This is a genomic window from Synechococcus sp. CBW1006 (assembly GCF_015840525.1).
In the GTDB taxonomy this organism is placed as follows: Bacteria; Cyanobacteriota; Cyanobacteriia; order PCC-6307; family Cyanobiaceae; genus CBW1002.
Window position 1 is genome coordinate 1,258,943 of record NZ_CP060396.1, and the last position, 16,673, is coordinate 1,275,615.

The following is a 16,673-nucleotide window of genomic DNA, read 5'->3' on the forward strand; positions in this document are numbered from 1 at the left end:
TAGCGTGGCCGCGGTGTCAGCGGGGACCATGGTTTACCCCATTCCCACCGTCGGCGCCTTGGTCACAGGGCCATGCCTGCGTGTGCTGATTGTGCGCACGCTCAAGTGGCGCGGAAGCTGGGGCGTGCCCGGCGGAAAGGTGGAATGGGGTGAAACCCTCGACAGCGCACTGCGGCGTGAATTGCGGGAGGAGGTTGGCCTGGAGCTGGCGTCCGTGCAGTTCGCCCTGCTGCAGGAAGCCGTGGAAGATGCACAATTCCACCGTCCTGTGCACTTCATGTTGATCAACTACTACGCCTTCAGCGCCACAACCGCCGTCAGCCCTAATCACGAGATCGCCGAATGGGCCTGGGTATCCCCACAGCAGGCGCTCGATTATCCGCTCAACAGCTTCACGCGCCGATTAATCCAAAGCTATCTGGACGCGGACATGTCTGATCACTACGCGGTGATGGCTGAACAGGTCATGTCGGATCAGGTCACGACAGATCAGCTCGTGTCAGATCAGGTCACGTCAGATCAGATAACCGCCTGAGACCTTGATGTTGCTTCCGGTGATGTAGCCGCTGGCCGGATCGGCCAGGAACAGCACCGCCCGCGCCACCTCCTCGGTTCTGCCGTAGCGGCCGGCCGGGATTCGTTCGAGCGGCGGCTTGCGCTCCGAGTTCTCCAGGGTGCCGGGTGAAACGCCGTTGACCGTGATGCCGTACGGAGCCTCTGTGACGGCCAGTGTGCGGCTGAGCTGCAGCACGCCGGTCTTGCCGATCTTGTAGGGGGTGACCATCGGCACCGCCATCAGCGCATCGGCGTCGACATCAATCAGGTTGACGATGCGGCCGTACCCCTGGTGGCGCATCCATGGCAGGGCGGCACGGCAGGCGTGGTAAGTGATGTGGAGGGTCTCGTCGATGCTGCGATGCCAGTCGGCCACATCCATCTCCCCCAGCGGCTTCCAGACGATGCCGGCCGCGTTGTTCACCAGGATGTCGAGCCGCCCCAGCCGCTCCACCGCTGTGGCGAAGGCGGTTGCGGTGGCTTCAGCATCCGCCAGATCAGCCGCCAGGGCCAGGCCGCGCCGCCCCAGCCGCTCCACCTGCTCCACCGCCTCACGGGCCTCGGCTTCGCTGTGCCGGTAATGGACCACCACATCGGCGCCAGCGCCCGCCAGGGCCAGGGCGATCGCCCGGCCGGTGCGGCGCCCGCCACCGGTGACCAGGGCCACCCGGCCGTGCAGGGGCAGGTCGCTCATGGCGTCGCCGCCGTCAGCAGTGCCTGGATCATGTCGGGATGGTGGGTGCGGATCCAGTCGGCGCCGGCGAAGAGCACATTCGAGGCGAACAGGATGCGCGCCAGCCGCTCGGGCTTGCGGGCGGCGTAGAGCAGGATCGGGCAGCCCAGCTTGCGCAGCACATCCAGGTTCCAGAGCACGCTGTTCTGCAGCTGGATCTTGCCGACATCGTCGGTGGCGGGGTGGATGATGCCGAGGTTGGGATCGATGATCACCTCACCCACGCCGGCGGCCCGGGCCTGCTCCACCCGCGGGCCGAGGTGATCGAGCAGCCCCTGCAACCGGTAGGGCACCGGAGTGGCAGTGCGCATGCGGTAGGCGTCGCCATAGGGCATGTAGGTGAGCATCAATGAGGCGCCGGCTGCCGCCACCGCCGCCAGGGCCGAGGGCTCGATGTCTGCGCCGGTGAAATTGATGGCGGTGGCGCCGGCCTCCAGGGCGACGCGCACCGTCTGCGAACTCCAGGTGTCCACCGACACCCGATAGCCCTCCTGCAGCAGCCGGCCCAGGGCGGGCAGCAGCCGCCGCTGTTCTTCGGCGTCGTCGATCATCGCCGCCGTCGGCGTGATCGAGCGGGCACCCAGATCGAGCACGGCGCAGCCCTGGCTGTGCAACCAGGCGGCCCGTTGCAGGAGCTGCTCCGTGCCCGCCACCACCGAGTCGCTCACCATCGATTCCGGCGAGAGGTTGATCACGCCGAGCAGGGTGCGGGGATGGGGCGTGCTCATCAAGGCGAAGCTGGGGGGCTCAGGCGCCAGCATGGTCGGCCCGGTCGGCCGCCACCGCCGCTGCCAGCCTCGACAGGACCTCGGGCCTGCGCTGGCTCACCTCATCCCAGGTGGGAGTGAGCCGGGAGAGCTGATCCTCCTGCACGAAACTCCGCCCGGCCTCCAGCAGGCAGGCGGCGAAGAAGGAGACGGCGCGGGTCTCCTCGCCGCGATCGAGCCGTAGGCCGTTGAGGGCGGCGTCGGCGGCGTGGGAATCGAGCAGATCCAGCACGATCCGCTGATAGGCGGTCGCGAGACTGCGCACGAGCGCCAGATCGAGCACCTGGCCCTGGGCCGCCAGCCCGCGGAACAGCCCCAGGGCGATGTCGCGGCCCATCCGCCCGAGGCCACTGCCGCCACCGCCGTGATCGGTCTCGTGATCGGCCTTGTGATCGGTTTCGGGCGGAAACGGCTGGTGCTTGTGGTCGTAGGCCTCGGCGATGTCCACCTGGCAGAGCTGGCGGGTGGAGTGATCGCGGAACATCTCGGTGAGCACGCCGATTTCCATTCCCCAGTCGCTGGGCAGATGCAGACGCCGTGCCGCGCTCCACCGCATGGCGCACTCGCCGGCGAGCGGGTAGCGGAAGCTGTCGAGAAACTCCAGGTAGCGGCTGGGGGGCAGGCAGCGCCGCAGGGCCCGCAGCAGGGGGGTGACGAACAGGCGGCTGACCCGCCCATACATCACCCCAGCGCTGATCCGCGGGTAGTAGGCCTTGGCGAACACGAAACCGCTGTCGGGATGCAGCAGCGGATAGACGAGCCGGGCCAGCATCCGCGGCGTGAAGCTCACCACATCGCAATCGTGCAGGGCCACCACCTCGGCCCGCCCGAGGGCCTGGACCAGGCCCAGGCAGAGCCAGATGTTGTGGCCCTTGCCCCGTTCCGCCGGCGCCAGCTGCTGATGCCCCAGGTCTTTGATCAGTGCGGTGACCCGGGGGCCATCGTTCCAGATCAGGTGGTGCGGCTGGGGCAGCTGGCTGAACAGGGCGAGGGCCTCGCGGAATCCAGCGGCATCGGCCCGATCGAGGCCGATCACGATCTCGTTCAGCCAGGGAATGGTGGCCAGCTGGCGCACGAACGGCTCCAGGGCCGGACCCCGCAGCTCGGCGTGCAGACAGGGCAGCACCAGGGTGAGCGGCAGGCGCTGCGCCTGCTCCGCCACCGCAGCCGCCAGAGAGGCCTCGCTGCGTCCCCCCAGGTCGTGGAGGGTGGTGACGATGCCGTTCTGGAAGAAGTCGCTCATCAGCTCTGCAGCGCCAGCCGCTCCAGGCCGCCGTCGTCCGGCAGCTGCCGGGCCAGGGCCGCCACGCTCTGGCCCGTCAGCGGATCGATCCAGTCGGGCGCGATCTCCGCCAGCGGCACCAGAACGAAGGCTCTCTCCCGCATGCGCGGATGGGGGAGCTGCAGGCGCTCGCCATCCAGGCGCAGGTCGCTGAGCAGGATCAGGTCGAGGTCGAGGGTGCGCGGCCCCCAACGCTCGGCCCGCACCCGCCCGAATCGGGTCTCCGTTTCCAGCAGCCGATCGAGCAGCGCCTCCGGCGACAGGAGCACCTCCAGTACGGCGCAGCCGTTGAGATAGTCGGGTTGCGGCGGCCCCACCGGTGCGCTGCGGTACCAGGCGGAGCGACGCAGCAGGCGGATGCCGGGGCTGGCATCCAGCTCCACCAGGGCGCCCTCCAGGGTGGCGCGGCAGTCGCCCAGGTTGCTGCCCAGGGCGATGGCGGCCTGCCGTGGTGAATCGGCCCGCTCCGTCCAGGCCACCCTCAACCCCGCCGCAGAAAAGGCCGCCGTACCACCAGCGCTGGCTCCTCGCGCCCGCGGATCTCCACCGCCAGCTCCGTGCCGAGGCGGGCGGAGCCAACCGGCACCGACGCCAGGGCGATCGCCTTGCCCAGCGTGGGCGACCAGCTGCCGCTGGTGATCTCCCCCACCGGCTCGCCGTTACACAGCACCGGGTAGCCGTGGCGGGCGATGGCACGCCCCTGCAGCTCCAGGCCCACCAGCCGCCGCCCAACGCCTTCCGCTGTCTGCCGCTCCAGGGCCTGCCGCCCGATGAAGGGCTTGGGCATCTCCAGGTGCACCAGCCAGCCGAGGCCGGCCTCCAGGGGTGTGGTGGTTGCATCCATGTCGTTGCCGTAGAGGTGCATGGCCGCCTCCAGGCGCAGGGTGTCGCGGGCCCCGAGGCCGCAGGGCTCCACCCCCTCGGCCAGCAGCTGTTGCCAGAGGGCGAGGCCGGCCTGGCGATCCAGCAGCAGTTCGAAGCCGTCTTCGCCGGTGTAGCCGGTGCGGGCCACGAACACGGGGGCGCCGGCGGCCGCTCCGGTGGCGGCGCCGGACAGCAGGATCTGCCGATGGCCGAAGCGGGGCAGGCCGGAGAGATCGGCGCCGCTGAGGGCCTCCAGCCGCGCCGGTGCCTCCGGGCCCTGCAGGGCCAGCAGCACCCCGTCGCCCTTGCGGTCGGTGAGAGTCACCCCCTGCGGCTCGAGGTGGCGGCGCAGCCAGGCGGTGTCGCCGTCGATGCAGGCGGCATTGATCACCAGCACCAGCTCGCCCCTGCTGCCGCCCTCGCCGGCCACCTGGCCGCAGTCGTAGGCGATCAGATCATCGAGGATGCCGCCCGCCTCGTTGAGCAGCACGGTGTAACAGGCTTCGCCGGGGCCGATGCGAAACAGATCGGTCGGCACCAGGGTCTGGAGCGCGTCTTTCACCCCGTCGCCCCGCAGGGTGAGCACCCCCATGTGGGAGATGTCGAACAGGCCGCAGCGCTGGCGCACGGCCGTGTGCTCCTGCACCAGTCCGCCGAACTGCACAGCCATCTCCCAGCCGGCGAAGGCCACCATCCGCCCCCCGGCGTCGCGGGCAGCTTCGAACAGGGGCGTGCGTTGCAACGGATCGGTGGCGGGGGCGGCCATGGCGGGAGTGCAGCGTTGGCCGGATCCTATGGAGAGCAGTTGCTGGAGAGCAGCCGCGGTCTTCCCCAGGGAGATGTCTGCTTCGATGCTGTACGGATCGACCTCCTGCAGGGTTGACTTGCTGAAGGAAAGTGGAGGATTCGGGCTGTTTGCCTGGCGATCCTTCCGTGACCTCTTTACCTTGGGCCCCTTGATGGGTTTCCGATGGGTCAGCGTTCCAGCTGCCGCAGCTGTCGCCACTGCACGCCTCCCCGTGGCGATGAGATGGGCTGGTGCAAGCTGCGTCGCCTGTCCATCCATCCCGATCTGTCTGGAGACCTCTGGTGCCATCACTGGACAGCCCGTCCACCCCGGTTGCCCGGCATGGGCCCTGAGGGCGCAGGTTCGTCCGGCATGGCGACACGCTTCAGCCATGTCCCCAGCCGCCAGCTCTGTCTGTCCATGGAGCCTGACGAGTCCCAGAGGCTGGAAGCCTGAAGCTGGGCAGACTGCAGCCTCCGAAAGCCCTGATCGGCCCGTTCAAGATCTTTGCTTGGTGTTCTCCGCTGCCGTTGTGGCGCCTGCGGATGTAGGAATGTAATCATCAGAACCTTTCAACCAGGAGGTGACCAGATTGGTCACGACACCCGCTGCTCCCTCTCCGATCGCCCTGATGGCAGATCAGGTCGATTGCGAGATCTTCACCTTCCCCACCGGGGCCCACATCTTTACGCGCGGTCGGATGGCCGATGCGATTTATGCCGTGCGCCGCGGCATCGTGGAGCTGGTGGACGAGCAGGGGAATCGGCTCTGCTACAGGCCTGGTGAGCTGTTCAGTTACCAGGAGATCATGTGGCGACAGATTGCCTTCCGTAACGATGCCATCGCGCGCACCCCGGTGGAAGTGCTGCGTCTGGAGCGGCTCCGCTTCCTCAACCTGCTGCATAACCACCCCACCCTGGCGGTGATGCTCCTGGGTCAGCAGCACGATCGCCTGCGGGAGCAGCGCACCAGCGGCACCTGTTGCTACTGACTCCAGCGGGCTGCGATCAGTGGCCGGCTGTCCGGCCCAGCAGCAACAGCAGGCTGCGGCACACCTTGGCGGCCAGCACGCTGCTCACCCCGCTGGGATCGAGCTGGGGGGCCAGCTCCACCACATCCGCTGCCACCAGGTTGTGGTGGCGGAGTTCGTCCACCAGGGCGGCGAAGTCGCTCCAGAGGAAGCCGCCGGGTTCGGGAGTGCCGGTACCGGCCATCACGGCGGGATCGAACCAGTCCAGATCCACGGTGAGATAGAGGGGGCGGCCGCGCAGCGGGTGCAGTGCTGCGGCCATCCGCTCGATCGCCACCAGCCGGCCGCTCTGGTGCAGCTCGCTGAATTCATCGCGGGTGCCGCTGCGGATGGCGATCTGCAGCAGCTGCTGGCTGGGCAACACTTCCAGGCAGCGGCGCATGGCACAGGCATGGCTGTGCTGGCTGCCGAGCCAGCTGTGGCGCAGATCGGCATGGGCATCGAGCTGCACCAGCACCAGATCCGGCTGGTGGGCCGCCACGGCGCCCACGGCACCGGAACTGATCGAGTGCTCGCCGCCCAGCATCAGGGGCCGCAGGCCGAGGCTCAGCAGGTGTTCCGTACCCCGCCGCACCGCGGCCACCACCGGTTCCGGGGCCCCGAAGGGGATCTCCAGGGCCCCGAAGTCGGCGAAGGCCAGATCATCCAGATCCAGGTCCAACTGGGGGCAGTAGGTCTCGAGGCCGCTGCTCACCTCGCGGATCGCCGCAGGCCCGAAACGGGTGCCGGGGCGGAAGGAGGTGGTGCCGTCGTAGGGCACGCCGAACAACCCCACGCGGCAGCCGGCGGGATCGCGGCGGCTGGCCATGTAGATGGCGCCATCGGTGTCAAACAAATCCGTGACAAAGAGGCTTTTCATGCGTTCAGGGCGCGCTCGATGCCTGCGGGGATGGCGTCGAAGGCCCCACGTTGCCAGCGGGGCGACCAGATCTCACAGCCCTCGCCGATGGCCGCGGCGCGCGCCGGATCCGACTCCAGATAGCGGCGGCCATCGAGGGCGGCGAAGGTCCAGCTCCACCAGCCGCTCGGATACATCGGCACCCAGCCGTACATCGGATCGGCGTGGCCGAACACCTCGCGAAGCAGGCCCACGGTGTCGAGGTGCACCTGCCGGAAGGCCTCGGGGGATTCGCTCTGGGTGGCGAACACGCCGCCGGGTTTGAGGATGCGGCGGCAGTGCTCGAAGAAGGCCCGATTGAACAGGCCCTCGGCCGGGCCGGCGGGATCGGAGCCATCCACGATCACCACGTCGTAGCTGGCCGGCGGCGCGTTGGCGGCCCAGGCGATGCCATCGCCCACGGTGAGGTGGAAGCGGGGGTCGCTCCAGCAGCCGCCTCCGATCGAGGGCAGGTACTGCTGGCTCCACTCCACCACCAGCCCGTCGATTTCCACCATGTCGAGGTGCTGCACGCCGGTGTGGCGGAGGCACTCGCGGGCGGTGCCGCCATCGCCGCCGCCGATCACCAGCACCCGCTCGATCGACGCGGCGCCGCACAGGGCCGGATGCACGATCGCCTCGTGGTAGTGCCGCTCCTGCCGCTCGGCGGTCATCCAGCAGCCATCCAGCAGCAGGCCCTTGCCATAGCGCTCGCTCTCGATGATCGTCACCAGCTGGTAGGGCGACTGCTCTTCTGCGAGTACACGGCCGGCCAGGCCGTAGCGCACGCCATCAAAGATCTCGTCGATCCAGGTTTTGGGGTTCGCCATGGGGTGGGGCCGCCCGGAGTGAATCTCCGTACGGTTACACAGCATCCATGTTTCACCTCGCTGTCTCTGGCAGGTGTCCTGTCATCCTGAACACATGCCAGGCCAACAGCCCAGTGGTGATCTGCGCGTCACGGCGGCGGTGCTGATCCCGGCGGCGGACCTGAGCTGGCGCTTCTCCCGCTCCTCCGGGCCCGGTGGTCAGAACGTGAATACCACCGATTCACGCGTGGAGCTGGTGTTCCCCCTGGCCACGTCCGCTGCCGTGCCGCCTCTGCAGAAGGCCCGCGCCCTGCGTCGTCTGGAGGGGCGCCTGGTGGAGGGGGCGGTGGTGATCACGGCCTCTGAGCACCGTTCCCAGTGGCAGAACCGGGTGGCGGCGCGGCAGCGTCTGGTGGAGCTGCTGCAGCAGGCCATGGCGCCGCCGCCGCCGCCGCGGCGTGCCACGCGGCCCAGCCGCGGCTCGGTGGAGCGGCGCCTGGCCGCCAAGAAGCAGCGCGGTGCCCTCAAGGGCCAACGCCGGCAGCGCTTGCCGGAGGAGTGAACTGCAGTCCGGAGCTGAGGCCGCAGCGCACCCCTCAGCCTTGGCGGCCGGCATCGGAGTCTGAAGCGGAGTTGGCCGTGAGGTCTGCCGCGGCTTCAGCTCGGATCTCGGCCTTGGCCTGCCGCCATAGGCCCTCCAGCTCCTGCAGGCTCCGCCCCCGCAGATCACCGCCCAGGGCTGCCTCCACCCGGGAGAAGCGATCGAGGAAGCGGTGGTTGGTGCCGGCCAGGCCTTCCTCCGGGTCGATGCCGCACCAGCGGGCCACATTCACCAGGGTGAACAGCACGTCTCCCAGTTCTTCCTGGGCATGGGTCCGATCGCCGCTGTTGCGGGCCTCCTCCACCGCCTCCTTGAGCTCGTCAAGCTCTTCGTGCACTTTGGTCCAGACGCCGTGCAGGTCGTCCCATTCGAAGCCGGCCACGGCGGCCTTCTTCGAAATCGTCATGGCGCCGGCCAGGGCGGGGAGGCCACGCACCTTGGCGGCCAGGCGATCACTCAGGGGGCTGGCCGAGGTGGTGGCCGCTTCCTGGGCCTTGATCGCCTCCCAGGTGCGCGTCACGGCGGCGCTGTCGCCGCCTGATCCCCGGTTGCCGGCGGCAGGGTCGGCCGGTGGTTCGAACACGTGGGGGTGGCGGCGCACCAGCTTGGCGCTGATGCCCCGGGCGATCCCCGCCAGATCAAAGCGCTCCGCTTCGCTGGCGATGCGGGCGTGCAGCACCACCTGCAGCAGCAGATCCCCCAGTTCCTCCTCCAGATGCCGGTCGTCGCCGTGGCGGATGGCATCCGCCACCTCATGGGCCTCTTCGAGCACGTAGGGCACCAGGGAGGCGTGGGTCTGCTCCAGATCCCAGGGGCAGCCGTGCTCCGGATCCCGCAGCTGATCCACCACCGCGATCAGCTCCGCCAGGGCGGCCAGGCTGTCGCTCGGGTCAGGGGCGGCGCCGGAGCCCGGCGGGCACGACAGGGGATCGGGGCGCATCACGAGGGGGCGGGGAGGTCCGCCCAAACCCTCTCATCTCCTGCGGCGCAGGATCCGTGGCAGGCGCGGGATCGGGTCGCCGTCCTGCAGAAGATGCAGCCAGCTGCTCGCCTCCAGGCCGATCAGGGCGGTGAGCAGCAGGGGCCGTTGGTCGTGCCAGAGCCGCGCAGAGGCCTGCAGCAGGCTGGCCGGCGCTGGACTGCCGAGCGGCTGCAGCAGCAGGCTCAGCAGCAGGATCCAGGCCGCCAGGTAGAGCAGCCGCCCGCCGGTGCCGATCAGGGGGCTGTGGGAGATCAGGGAACGGTGCGACAGACCCCGCCGGTAGGGCCACCACAACCAGCGCAGCAGGCCCCAGCGGCGGGTGGCATTGGAGCGGGTGTCCAGATCCGGCGACAGCCACAGCCCGCCCACCAGGAACGCCAGGCTGGCCGTTGCCACACCCATGATTCCCAGCAGCGGCCACCACAGCAACCCGAAGGGCAGGCTCAGCAGGCAGGTGGTGCGGTCGTGGTCGGTGCCGCTGGCCATGAACCGGTCGTGTTCCCGTCGGTGTGCCGGTTGCTCAGTGTGCCGGCTGTTCAGGCCTGGGACAGTTCTTCCGGGGCGCGGCCCCGCGGCAGCACGTTGAACCGCTGGCGCACCTGCTCGAGAGGGGCGGCGAAGTGGTCCCAGGGATCGATGCCGGCCAACAGGTCCACGCTCACGTGGGAGCCGTGCTCGAGGCCCGCGAAGATCCGATCCACATCGAGCTGGCCGCGCCCGGCCGGCACAAAGGGCGAGGCGCCGATGCCGAGCTCGAATTCCGCCAGGGCGAACATCAGCAGATAGAAGGGGTCCACCTTCTCGAAGCCCGCCTGGAAGCCGAGCACCGCGCCCTCCTCGGCGGGGGTGGTGCCATAGCCCCCCAGCACGTGGCAGCAGTCGTGGTGCATCACCGGCGGTGGTGGCCCGCCGTGCTCACCGGGGAACTGGAAGCCGTTGCGGTCGATGAAGTTGGCGTAGGCCAGCCCGAAACTGCCTTCCGGGTAGCTCCGCAGCTGCCGGTAGCGCTCGGCCATGGCCCGATCCTCCTGGCCGAGCAGCACCCGGGCGCTGGCCAGGGCGGCGGATAGCCCCTCCTGGCGCCACATGGCCTTGAAGGCCTGGGGGATGAAGCCGCGCCGGGCCACATCGAGGCGCACCAGCCAGGCCTGGTGCTCCATCACCTGCTGGAAGGTGCGTACCGGGCCCGGATCCACGTTCAGACACTGGGCGGAGCGCTCCAGCAGGTCCAGCTGCTGCTGTGTGGGCGTGCCATCGAACAGGGCCACCAGGGTCATGCCCCGCAGGATGCGCTCGCGCCACTGGGGATCCGGATTCACGCCATTCACCCGGGCGGCCAGGGCTTCTGGATCGATGTCCGGCAGGGTCTCCAGTGCCAGATCGAGGTGCAGGAGGTGATCGCGAACGCCCCGGATCGCGGCCATGGCCTTGGCCGATGGTGTGCCGCGCAGGCGGGCCATGGTCATCAGGGCGGCCAGCCCGGCCTTCCCGATCGCCTGACGCTGGTCGTCCGGCAGGGTGGCCTGAACGTCGATCACCATGGCGGAGTCTTCATGGGGGCCAGCCTGAGTTCACGGATCGAGGGCTCAGTGGACAAGCGCTCAATAGCAGAGATCAATATTGCCGGAGCTGTGCTGCTGCTGCTGCTGCACGCAGGTGTCGACGCTCTCCCGATCGATCTGGTCCTCGCCGCTCGGTCCGCTGGTGAGCCAGGAGCCGACCAGGAAGAGGAGCAACAGCAGGCCGGCGAACCCGATCACCACACTGGCCCGCCGGAAGGTGAACCAGGCCTGCTCGAGACGGACTTTCCTCTCCAGCGCACGGATGCGGGTCTTGCGCTTGGCGTCCTCTCCCTTCACATCCTCTGCCCGGCTGGCCAGAGGCCGATCCTCTCACCGGCGGCAGGCGAACCGGCAGCAGGCACAATGGAGAGACGCGCGATTAGCTCAGCGGTAGAGCGCCTGCCTTACAAGCAGGATGTCGCTGGTTCGAACCCGGCATCGCGCATCTCAATTCTTCAGTCCTGAACAGGGATTAGCCGGAATGGCCCGATCCGCTTAATGGGGCTTGATACTGCTTGAAACAGCTTCTGTGCGCACGGCTGTGCGCACATGCGCAAGGCGCAGAAGGCAGGCACTCATGGCGAGCAGCCAGGAGCCCTTCGCTCCGAAAGAGATGTTCAGGTTTCGAGGGGCAGAGCCATGGCTCGTGTCCAATGGTCCATAACGGTCCCCCTGTGGCCTTACAGGCCAGAAAGTGGCGTTTGCTTGCCAAGTTTCGCGATGCTGGACGCCTCTTTGTGCGTCACAAGACTCGAGCGGCGTCCGACCAGAGCGCTGAGCCGCCGCCGGCCTGCCGATGCTGGGCTGGGCGGCCCGCTCGGCGGGCTAGTGCGCCGACCTGATGACTGCTGCTGGTGAGAGCGATCTCCGCCGTGCAGAGGCCATTCGCCTGCTTACGCAAGAGCAGAAGCAGGCGGAGCGACTGAAGGGTCTGTAGGAAGGGGGACGCCACCCGGGGATCTGACCGGGGCAGCGAGGCCATCGAGGTAGAGCCTCCAGAACCTCTGCCGATGGGCTTCGCTGTCTCCACCAGGAAGCCAGGACGGGGGAAGCGTTCTACCCAGTCCTCAGGATCTGGAGCGGTGAGCGAGACACCCAGCAGCTCGGCCAGCTCGGAGCTGGTGAGCCAGGCGCTTAACCACCAGAAGCGGATCAGGCGATGCAGGGGGAGCCTGGGGCCTCGATGGTTCGGTCAGTTGCGACAGCTCTTGGAGCTGGAGCTCAACCTGGGCAAGATCGAGTCCAGAGACGCCAAGGACCGGGCGGCATTCGGATCCCTTCAGACAGCTAAGCGGGACTGCGTTGAGACAGATGAGGCGAGATTGAGGTTGAACCTATGCACCTACCGCATAGAGGCACTCGGTAGATCCTGCAGTCCTTCTCAGACCTCTGCACGCCTCTCCCGTCTGCGTCATGCTTTCTAGGCCTGCTCATGTTTCGGCAGCACATCGGCATGGCCCCGCCAACCATCTATGACCTCTGTTGCCCCCGCGCCGAGTTCCTCGCGCTACACAGGCTTCGATCCTGTGAAGACCGCGGCTCCTGCCGCGTCAGACTTCGAAGCCCTGGAGAACCTGCGCCGCCTGGCACTGGCTGAGCAGGTGCCAGCGCCCAAGCAGCTGGAACTGGTGCTTGCTGAGCTGGCCGAAGCACCCTGAACTGTGGAGGAACAGCCATGACCACAGCCCCCACCTACGCCATCAGCGAAACCCAGCTGCAGCAGATGGCTGCCGAGATCCGCCAGGAGATCCCGGGGGCAGAGGTGCGGCTGTTCGGCTCCCGCGCCCGGGGTGATGCAGGTTCCGACTCCGATGTGGACCTGTTGATCACCGCCAGCGACAGCTGGCTGGCTCAGCACAACCGCTTCGACACCCTGGGCAGGCTGTGGCGCAAGCTCAGTCACCACCGCATTCCCGTGGACCTGTTGCTGTATTCCCAGAGCCAGGTGGAAGAGCGGCGTCAATGGCTCAGCCATGTGATCGCTCGCGCTTATCGCGAGGGAAGGCTGCTGCATGGCCAACCCTGACGCCGAGGCCATGCTGCGGATCGCCCGCCGCGATCTGAAGGCGGCTGAGGTCCTTCAGGACACCTCCATTGCCGAAGCGAACTGGGGCTTCCAGATCCAACAGGCCGTGGAGAAAGCGCTCAAGGCATGGCTTCTCAGCCTTGGAGATGACCCGCCCTTCATCCACAACCTCACCTCCCTGTTCGGTCGGCTTGCCGATGCAGGTGAGTCTGTAGAGGGATTCCTGCCGCTGGAGGCCTTCACGGCCTTCGCTGTGCAGTTCCGCTACGACGCCGAACCCGAGTCCATGGAACTCGATCGCCAGCTCTGGCACCAACAAGCCGTGGCGCTTGTGGACCATGTGGCTGAGGTCGTTCGCTCCACGCCATGACCGGCCTGAAGGATCACGGCTGGCAGGACAGCTTCACGAGCTCCCAGGACAACCTCCTGGAGGGGTTCTACCGCCCGGTGCTGCAGGAGGCCGTGCGCTACTGGCGAATCACCGGCTACTTCTCCAGCCGCTCCCTGCTGCAGGTCCTTGATGGAGTGGAACAACTCGTGCTGGCCTCCCCCGATGGCCGCGGCCGTGGCCAGATGCGCCTGATCACAGGCTTCTTCATGAGCTCGGCCGATCTTCAGGCCCTGGCCACAGGCCTGAGCCCTTCCCACCTGCTGGAGCAACAGCTCACCAAGCAGTTCCCATTCAAGGGCGTGACCCCAGGCGACGGCAGCGTTACCGATCTGGCCGCTGAGCTGCTCGCCTGGCTGGTGCAGAAGGGGCATCTGGAGATTCGCGTTGGCCTGCCCTCGCAGGAAGGTCAGATCAGCAGTGATGGGGCGATCTTCCACGCCAAGGAAGGGGTCGTGGAAGATCGCCATGGGGATCGGCTGGCCTTCACCGGCAGCATCAATGAGACCCCGAATGGCTGGAGCACCAACTACGAAACCTTTGATGTGTTCTGCAGCTGGAGCGGTGACCAGCGCCGCGTGGATGCCAAGGAGCGCCACTTCCTGCGGCTCTGGCAGAACAAGGATCACGACGCCACCCTTTCTTACCTGGCCAGCCTCTGCCGGAGCAGTGTTGAGGCCTTCCCCGAGTTGGCCAACAGACCCTTGTTCCCCCGTGCCATGGCCGAGGCCGCCTGTCTTGGGGAAGAAGGAACGGATCTGAGCCGCCAAGGGTTTGAGCGGGCACTGGCTGGATAGGGTGGTTGCCGCCGATGGCGGCACCGATCGAGCCAGCGCTCTGGTGACCAGCGCCAAATTCAGCGAGGCCGCCCAGCGCCACAACTTCGAGGCTGGCTGGCTCGTGAGGGATCCGTGGAGGGCCAGCACGGTCAGCGACCACTTCAGACGCCTGGTGGCCAATCGGTTGTTCGTAGCGCTCTAGCTGAGACCATCCCCCGATGCCCAGAGGAAATCTGCAACGGCGCCATCCGGTGTGCTGCATCCACCAGACCTTCAGAACGGACAGGCCGCACCGCCCCAGGGACTCGGTTACATCGTGATCGTCCGAGCGTCCCCACCGGTACGTTGCTACCAACCCGGCGGCCGCATCCCCAGTTCCTGCGATTCGTGATCGCCCTTCTCCCTACCACTGCCGCACCAGAAGCCGCGGGGAGCCGCGCCAAGCTCTGGGGGCTGGCTCTGGTGATGGTCGGGATCTTTCTGCTGGATCTGCTGCTGCCGAGCAGCGTTCCGCTGCTTACGTTCTATTTCTTCGTGGTGGTGCTCTCGGCGAGCATCGCAGCGCCTCGCCAGATGCTCCCGTTGATCGTCGGGGCCTATGTCCTGGCGATCGCCTCCGCCCACACGAGGGGAGAGCCCTTCTCCATCGATTTCGCCTCCCGGCTGCTGGGGCTCAGCGCCGTCACCGCCGCGGCGGTGTGGCTCTCCGACCAGCGCACCCGCGAGCTTGAGCAGCGCCACCGCGAGGAGCAGATCCTCAGGCTCACCTTTGATGCCGCCCCCGCTGGGGTGGCCCTTTCGGACGCCGATGGTCGGCTGATCCGCCTGAACAGAGCCCTCTGCGAGATGCTCGGCCTCGATCCAGAGCGCCCGCTCGCCATCCACTGGCGTGATGTCACCCACTCCGATGACATCGCCAGGGAGGAGCAGCTGCTGCAGGAGATCCAGGCCAACCGGCGCGACAGCTATCGGATCCGCAAGCGCTACCTGCGCAGCGATGTCAGCATCCGCTGGATGGACGTCAGCGTGTCCTGCGTGCGCCGGCCCGATGGACGGGTGGACTTCTTCATCGGCCAGGCCATCGACATCACCGATCAGATCCATGCCCAGCAGGACCTGGTGCGATCCGAGGAACGGTTCCGTCTCCTTTCGGAGAACGCCGCCGACGTGGTGATCCAGATCGCCCCCAATGGCACCCTGCGCTGGGTGTCGCCCTCACTCACCGCCGTGCTGGGCTGGCGGCCCGAGGAGTGGATCGGGCATCGCGGCACCGACTTCCTCGAACACCGCGGGTCAGCGAAGCAGTACCAGGCGAATCTTGAGCGTCTGCGGGCCGGAAAAACGGTCGTGGCCTGAGGTGGTCTGGCTTTTCTGGACAGGCCCCATCGTTAACCTCTGAGGCGGGGTACCGCCCCTGAAAGGGGCTCCCACCGATGAGCAAGCGCCGCACCCACAGCCCCGAGTTCAAGGCCAGGGTCGCCATGGAGGCGATCAGTGGCCGCAAGACGATCCAGGAGATCGCCGCCGACCACGCCATCCACCCGATCCAGGTGAGCCAGTGGAAGCGGCAGCTCCTGGACGGTGCCAGCGAGCTCTTCACCCGAGGCAAGAAGACCAAGGACAAGGAGGAGGGGCAGGCCAAGGAGGCGGAGCTGTTCCAGCAGATCGGACGGCTGCAGATGGAGCTGGAGTGGCTCAAAAAAAAGTCTCAACTGCTCTGATGCCCGTGAACTGCGCAAGCTGGTCGATCACGACCACCCCGAGCTCAGCATCAGCAGGCAGTGTGCGCTGCTGGGGCTGCCTCGATCCACGCTGTACTACCGGCCGACACCGGTCCGTGTATCGACGCTGCGGATCATGGCCAGGATCGATGCTCTCTACCTGGAGGATCCCTGCAGCGGCAGCCGCCGGATGGTGGACTATCTGGCCCAAGATGGTATCCCGATCAGCCGAGATCGAGTGCGAAACCTCATGCGGCGCATGGGATTACGGGCGATCTACCAGAAGCCCCGGACGACGGTTCCAGGTGATCCGTCCGTGCGGTTCCCCTGCCTGGTGGACCTCACGCAGGTCACGTCGGTGGATCAGGTCTGGGCGACCGACATCACCTACATCCCTCTGCAGAAAGGGTTCCTCTATCTGGTGGCGATCATGGATCTCCATTCCAGGCATGTGCTCAGCTGGAGGCTCTCCAACAGCCTTGACACGAAGTTCTGTCTGGAGGCCCTGGAGATGGCCTTGGGAGGCGGCCGTAGGCCAGAGATCTTCCACTCCGATCAAGGCTGTCAGTTCACGTCCGCTGACTTTGTGGCCAGACTCAAAGGGGAGCGGATCCAGATCAGCTGGTCCGGCAGAAAGCGGTGCTACGACAACATCCTTGTTGAACGGCTGTGGAGGACTGTCAAGTACGAGGAGGTCTACCTACGGGCATACAGCGATGGCTGGGACGCTGAAATCAGCCTGGCCCGCTTCCTGTGGCGGTATTGCCATGTAAGACCTCACAGTTCCCTTGGAGGCAAAACTCCCCACGCGGTCTACACTGAGGCCGAACCATGTTCCACCCGTCCTGGGTTAACGATGTCAGGGGCCGGAACTGTCCAATAAAAGGCACCCACCTCAGCCCGCGATCGT

At 67.2% G+C, this 16,673-nt stretch carries 23 protein-coding genes and 1 tRNA gene; 13 read left to right on the forward strand and 11 right to left on the reverse strand.

The window, feature by feature from the left end; translation table 11 throughout:
* The first annotated feature begins 28 nt into the window (after nucleotides 1–28).
* A complete protein-coding gene (locus H8F26_RS06015; protein WP_197158249.1) occupies nucleotides 29–535 on the forward strand; it encodes an NUDIX domain-containing protein in 507 nt (168 codons plus the stop codon).
* Here the strand turns inward: H8F26_RS06015 and H8F26_RS06020 are convergent.
* Genes H8F26_RS06020 through gcvT form a run of 5 tightly spaced genes read right to left on the reverse strand, consistent with a single transcriptional unit; the run spans nucleotide 515 to nucleotide 4,967 of the window.
* Nucleotides 515–1,249 (reverse strand): SDR family oxidoreductase, encoded by a 735-nt coding sequence (locus tag H8F26_RS06020; protein ID WP_197158251.1) that lies wholly within the window; start codon nucleotides 1,247–1,249, stop codon nucleotides 515–517. The two genes, H8F26_RS06015 and H8F26_RS06020, sit on opposite strands and share 21 nt — an antisense overlap.
* Nucleotides 1,246–2,049 (reverse strand): dihydropteroate synthase, encoded by an 804-nt coding sequence (locus tag H8F26_RS06025; protein WP_197158253.1) that lies wholly within the window; start codon nucleotides 2,047–2,049, stop codon nucleotides 1,246–1,248. Before H8F26_RS06025 ends, H8F26_RS06020 begins: the two co-directional genes overlap by 4 nt.
* On the reverse strand, nucleotides 2,036–3,298 hold the full coding sequence (locus tag H8F26_RS06030; RefSeq protein ID WP_197158255.1) for a glycosyl transferase: 1,263 nt from the start codon (nucleotides 3,296–3,298) through the stop codon (nucleotides 2,036–2,038). Before H8F26_RS06030 ends, H8F26_RS06025 begins: the two co-directional genes overlap by 14 nt.
* Nucleotides 3,298–3,816, reverse strand: coding sequence for a 2-amino-4-hydroxy-6-hydroxymethyldihydropteridine diphosphokinase (folK, locus tag H8F26_RS06035; protein ID WP_197158257.1), 519 nt, complete (start codon nucleotides 3,814–3,816; stop codon nucleotides 3,298–3,300). The genes H8F26_RS06030 and folK overlap by 1 nt, the downstream gene beginning before the upstream one ends.
* A 2-nt stretch (nucleotides 3,817–3,818) precedes the next feature.
* Complete coding sequence (gcvT, locus tag H8F26_RS06040) at nucleotides 3,819–4,967, reverse strand: glycine cleavage system aminomethyltransferase GcvT (RefSeq protein WP_197158258.1); 1,149 nt, start codon at nucleotides 4,965–4,967, stop codon at nucleotides 3,819–3,821.
* Nucleotides 4,968–5,171: 204 nt separating this feature from the next.
* On the opposite strand from gcvT, the gene H8F26_RS06045 reads away from it, so the two are divergent.
* Both H8F26_RS06045 and H8F26_RS06050 read left to right on the forward strand, forming a co-directional pair.
* Complete coding sequence (locus H8F26_RS06045) at nucleotides 5,172–5,444, forward strand: hypothetical protein (RefSeq protein WP_197159385.1); 273 nt, start codon at nucleotides 5,172–5,174, stop codon at nucleotides 5,442–5,444.
* A 127-nt stretch (nucleotides 5,445–5,571) separates the two neighbouring features.
* Nucleotides 5,572–5,979: a Crp/Fnr family transcriptional regulator gene (locus H8F26_RS06050; protein WP_231598082.1), complete on the forward strand. Its 408-nt coding sequence runs from the start codon at nucleotides 5,572–5,574 to the stop codon at nucleotides 5,977–5,979.
* Nucleotides 5,980–5,995: 16 nt separating this feature from the next.
* Here H8F26_RS06050 and speB read toward each other — a convergent pair whose 3' ends face one another.
* Together speB and speE are read right to left on the reverse strand one after the other, a co-directional pair.
* Nucleotides 5,996–6,877 carry an agmatinase gene (gene speB, locus H8F26_RS06055; protein WP_197158260.1) on the reverse strand — a complete coding sequence of 294 codons (882 nt, stop codon included), beginning with the start codon at nucleotides 6,875–6,877 and terminating at the stop codon, nucleotides 5,996–5,998.
* Entirely contained in the window at nucleotides 6,874–7,725 is an 852-nt protein-coding gene (gene speE / locus H8F26_RS06060) for a polyamine aminopropyltransferase (RefSeq protein WP_197158262.1), read from the reverse strand. The genes speB and speE overlap by 4 nt, the downstream gene beginning before the upstream one ends.
* Nucleotides 7,726–7,819: 94 nt before the next feature.
* On the opposite strand from speE, the gene arfB reads away from it, so the two are divergent.
* Entirely contained in the window at nucleotides 7,820–8,266 is a 447-nt protein-coding gene (gene arfB, locus H8F26_RS06065) for an alternative ribosome rescue aminoacyl-tRNA hydrolase ArfB (RefSeq protein ID WP_197158264.1), read from the forward strand.
* A 34-nt stretch (nucleotides 8,267–8,300) separates the two neighbouring features.
* On the opposite strand, the gene mazG is transcribed toward arfB, so the two are convergent.
* From mazG to H8F26_RS06085, 4 genes are read right to left on the reverse strand one after another with little or no spacing between them, the layout of a single operon-like run.
* Nucleotides 8,301–9,245 carry a nucleoside triphosphate pyrophosphohydrolase gene (gene mazG, locus H8F26_RS06070; RefSeq protein ID WP_197159023.1) on the reverse strand — a complete coding sequence of 315 codons (945 nt, stop codon included), beginning with the start codon at nucleotides 9,243–9,245 and terminating at the stop codon, nucleotides 8,301–8,303.
* Nucleotides 9,246–9,278: 33 nt separating this feature from the next.
* Complete coding sequence (locus tag H8F26_RS06075; protein WP_197158266.1) at nucleotides 9,279–9,773, reverse strand: metal-binding protein; 495 nt, start codon at nucleotides 9,771–9,773, stop codon at nucleotides 9,279–9,281.
* 50 nt (nucleotides 9,774–9,823) lie between these two features.
* Entirely contained in the window at nucleotides 9,824–10,828 is a 1,005-nt protein-coding gene (locus H8F26_RS06080) for a TerB family tellurite resistance protein (protein WP_197158268.1), read from the reverse strand.
* Nucleotides 10,829–10,888: 60 nt separating this feature from the next.
* Complete coding sequence (locus H8F26_RS06085) at nucleotides 10,889–11,146, reverse strand: hypothetical protein (protein WP_197158269.1); 258 nt, start codon at nucleotides 11,144–11,146, stop codon at nucleotides 10,889–10,891.
* Between the two features lie 76 nt (nucleotides 11,147–11,222).
* Here H8F26_RS06085 and H8F26_RS06090 point away from each other — a divergent pair.
* The 9 genes from H8F26_RS06090 to H8F26_RS06125 all read left to right on the forward strand — a co-directional run bounded on the left by H8F26_RS06090 (nucleotide 11,223) and on the right by H8F26_RS06125 (nucleotide 16,646).
* Nucleotides 11,223–11,294, forward strand: a tRNA-Val gene (locus H8F26_RS06090).
* 1,027 nt (nucleotides 11,295–12,321) lie between these two features.
* Entirely contained in the window at nucleotides 12,322–12,507 is a 186-nt protein-coding gene (locus tag H8F26_RS06095; protein ID WP_197158271.1) for a hypothetical protein, read from the forward strand.
* Between the two features lie 17 nt (nucleotides 12,508–12,524).
* Entirely contained in the window at nucleotides 12,525–12,875 is a 351-nt protein-coding gene (locus H8F26_RS06100; RefSeq protein WP_197158272.1) for a nucleotidyltransferase domain-containing protein, read from the forward strand.
* The gene (locus H8F26_RS06105) at nucleotides 12,862–13,245 is read left to right on the forward strand and encodes a HEPN domain-containing protein (protein WP_197158274.1); all 384 of its coding nucleotides are present in this window, start codon (nucleotides 12,862–12,864) and stop codon (nucleotides 13,243–13,245) included. Before H8F26_RS06100 ends, H8F26_RS06105 begins: the two co-directional genes overlap by 14 nt.
* Entirely contained in the window at nucleotides 13,242–14,060 is an 819-nt protein-coding gene (locus H8F26_RS06110; protein WP_197158275.1) for a phospholipase D-like domain-containing protein, read from the forward strand. The genes H8F26_RS06105 and H8F26_RS06110 overlap by 4 nt, the downstream gene beginning before the upstream one ends.
* A gap of 1 nt (nucleotide 14,061) precedes the next feature.
* Nucleotides 14,062–14,244 (forward strand): hypothetical protein, encoded by a 183-nt coding sequence (locus H8F26_RS06115; protein ID WP_231605493.1) that lies wholly within the window; start codon nucleotides 14,062–14,064, stop codon nucleotides 14,242–14,244.
* Nucleotides 14,245–14,429: 185 nt separating this feature from the next.
* Nucleotides 14,430–15,398 carry a PAS domain-containing protein gene (locus tag H8F26_RS06120; RefSeq protein WP_197158277.1) on the forward strand — a complete coding sequence of 323 codons (969 nt, stop codon included), beginning with the start codon at nucleotides 14,430–14,432 and terminating at the stop codon, nucleotides 15,396–15,398.
* A gap of 77 nt (nucleotides 15,399–15,475) precedes the next feature.
* Entirely contained in the window at nucleotides 15,476–15,763 is a 288-nt protein-coding gene (locus H8F26_RS19275; protein WP_231597691.1) for a transposase, read from the forward strand.
* Nucleotides 15,764–15,812: 49 nt separating this feature from the next.
* Nucleotides 15,813–16,646: an IS3 family transposase gene (locus H8F26_RS06125; protein WP_231598221.1), complete on the forward strand. Its 834-nt coding sequence runs from the start codon at nucleotides 15,813–15,815 to the stop codon at nucleotides 16,644–16,646.
* Nucleotides 16,647–16,673 lie beyond the last annotated feature (27 nt).

What these genes read in the sequence shown, in the direction of transcription:
- H8F26_RS06095 (WP_197158271.1), top strand. Translation starts at nt 12,322, where the DNA reads ATGACCTCTGTTGCCCCCGCGCCGAGTTCCTCGCGCTACACAGGCTTC.
- gcvT (WP_197158258.1), bottom strand. Translation starts at nt 4,967, where the DNA reads ATGGCCGCCCCCGCCACCGATCCGTTGCAACGCACGCCCCTGTTCGAA.
- H8F26_RS06025 (WP_197158253.1), bottom strand. Translation starts at nt 2,049, where the DNA reads ATGCTGGCGCCTGAGCCCCCCAGCTTCGCCTTGATGAGCACGCCCCAT.
- H8F26_RS06110 (WP_197158275.1), top strand. Translation starts at nt 13,242, where the DNA reads ATGACCGGCCTGAAGGATCACGGCTGGCAGGACAGCTTCACGAGCTCC.
- H8F26_RS19275 (WP_231597691.1), top strand. Translation starts at nt 15,476, where the DNA reads ATGAGCAAGCGCCGCACCCACAGCCCCGAGTTCAAGGCCAGGGTCGCC.
- H8F26_RS06020 (WP_197158251.1), bottom strand. Translation starts at nt 1,249, where the DNA reads ATGAGCGACCTGCCCCTGCACGGCCGGGTGGCCCTGGTCACCGGTGGC.
- H8F26_RS06075 (WP_197158266.1), bottom strand. Translation starts at nt 9,773, where the DNA reads ATGGCCAGCGGCACCGACCACGACCGCACCACCTGCCTGCTGAGCCTG.
- H8F26_RS06100 (WP_197158272.1), top strand. Translation starts at nt 12,525, where the DNA reads ATGACCACAGCCCCCACCTACGCCATCAGCGAAACCCAGCTGCAGCAG.
- H8F26_RS06080 (WP_197158268.1), bottom strand. Translation starts at nt 10,828, where the DNA reads ATGGTGATCGACGTTCAGGCCACCCTGCCGGACGACCAGCGTCAGGCG.
- H8F26_RS06015 (WP_197158249.1), top strand. Translation starts at nt 29, where the DNA reads ATGGTTTACCCCATTCCCACCGTCGGCGCCTTGGTCACAGGGCCATGC.
- H8F26_RS06045 (WP_197159385.1), top strand. Translation starts at nt 5,172, where the DNA reads ATGGGTCAGCGTTCCAGCTGCCGCAGCTGTCGCCACTGCACGCCTCCC.
- arfB (WP_197158264.1), top strand. Translation starts at nt 7,820, where the DNA reads ATGCCAGGCCAACAGCCCAGTGGTGATCTGCGCGTCACGGCGGCGGTG.
- speE (WP_197158262.1), bottom strand. Translation starts at nt 7,725, where the DNA reads ATGGCGAACCCCAAAACCTGGATCGACGAGATCTTTGATGGCGTGCGC.
- H8F26_RS06030 (WP_197158255.1), bottom strand. Translation starts at nt 3,298, where the DNA reads ATGAGCGACTTCTTCCAGAACGGCATCGTCACCACCCTCCACGACCTG.
- speB (WP_197158260.1), bottom strand. Translation starts at nt 6,877, where the DNA reads ATGAAAAGCCTCTTTGTCACGGATTTGTTTGACACCGATGGCGCCATC.
- H8F26_RS06105 (WP_197158274.1), top strand. Translation starts at nt 12,862, where the DNA reads ATGGCCAACCCTGACGCCGAGGCCATGCTGCGGATCGCCCGCCGCGAT.
- mazG (WP_197159023.1), bottom strand. Translation starts at nt 9,245, where the DNA reads ATGCGCCCCGATCCCCTGTCGTGCCCGCCGGGCTCCGGCGCCGCCCCT.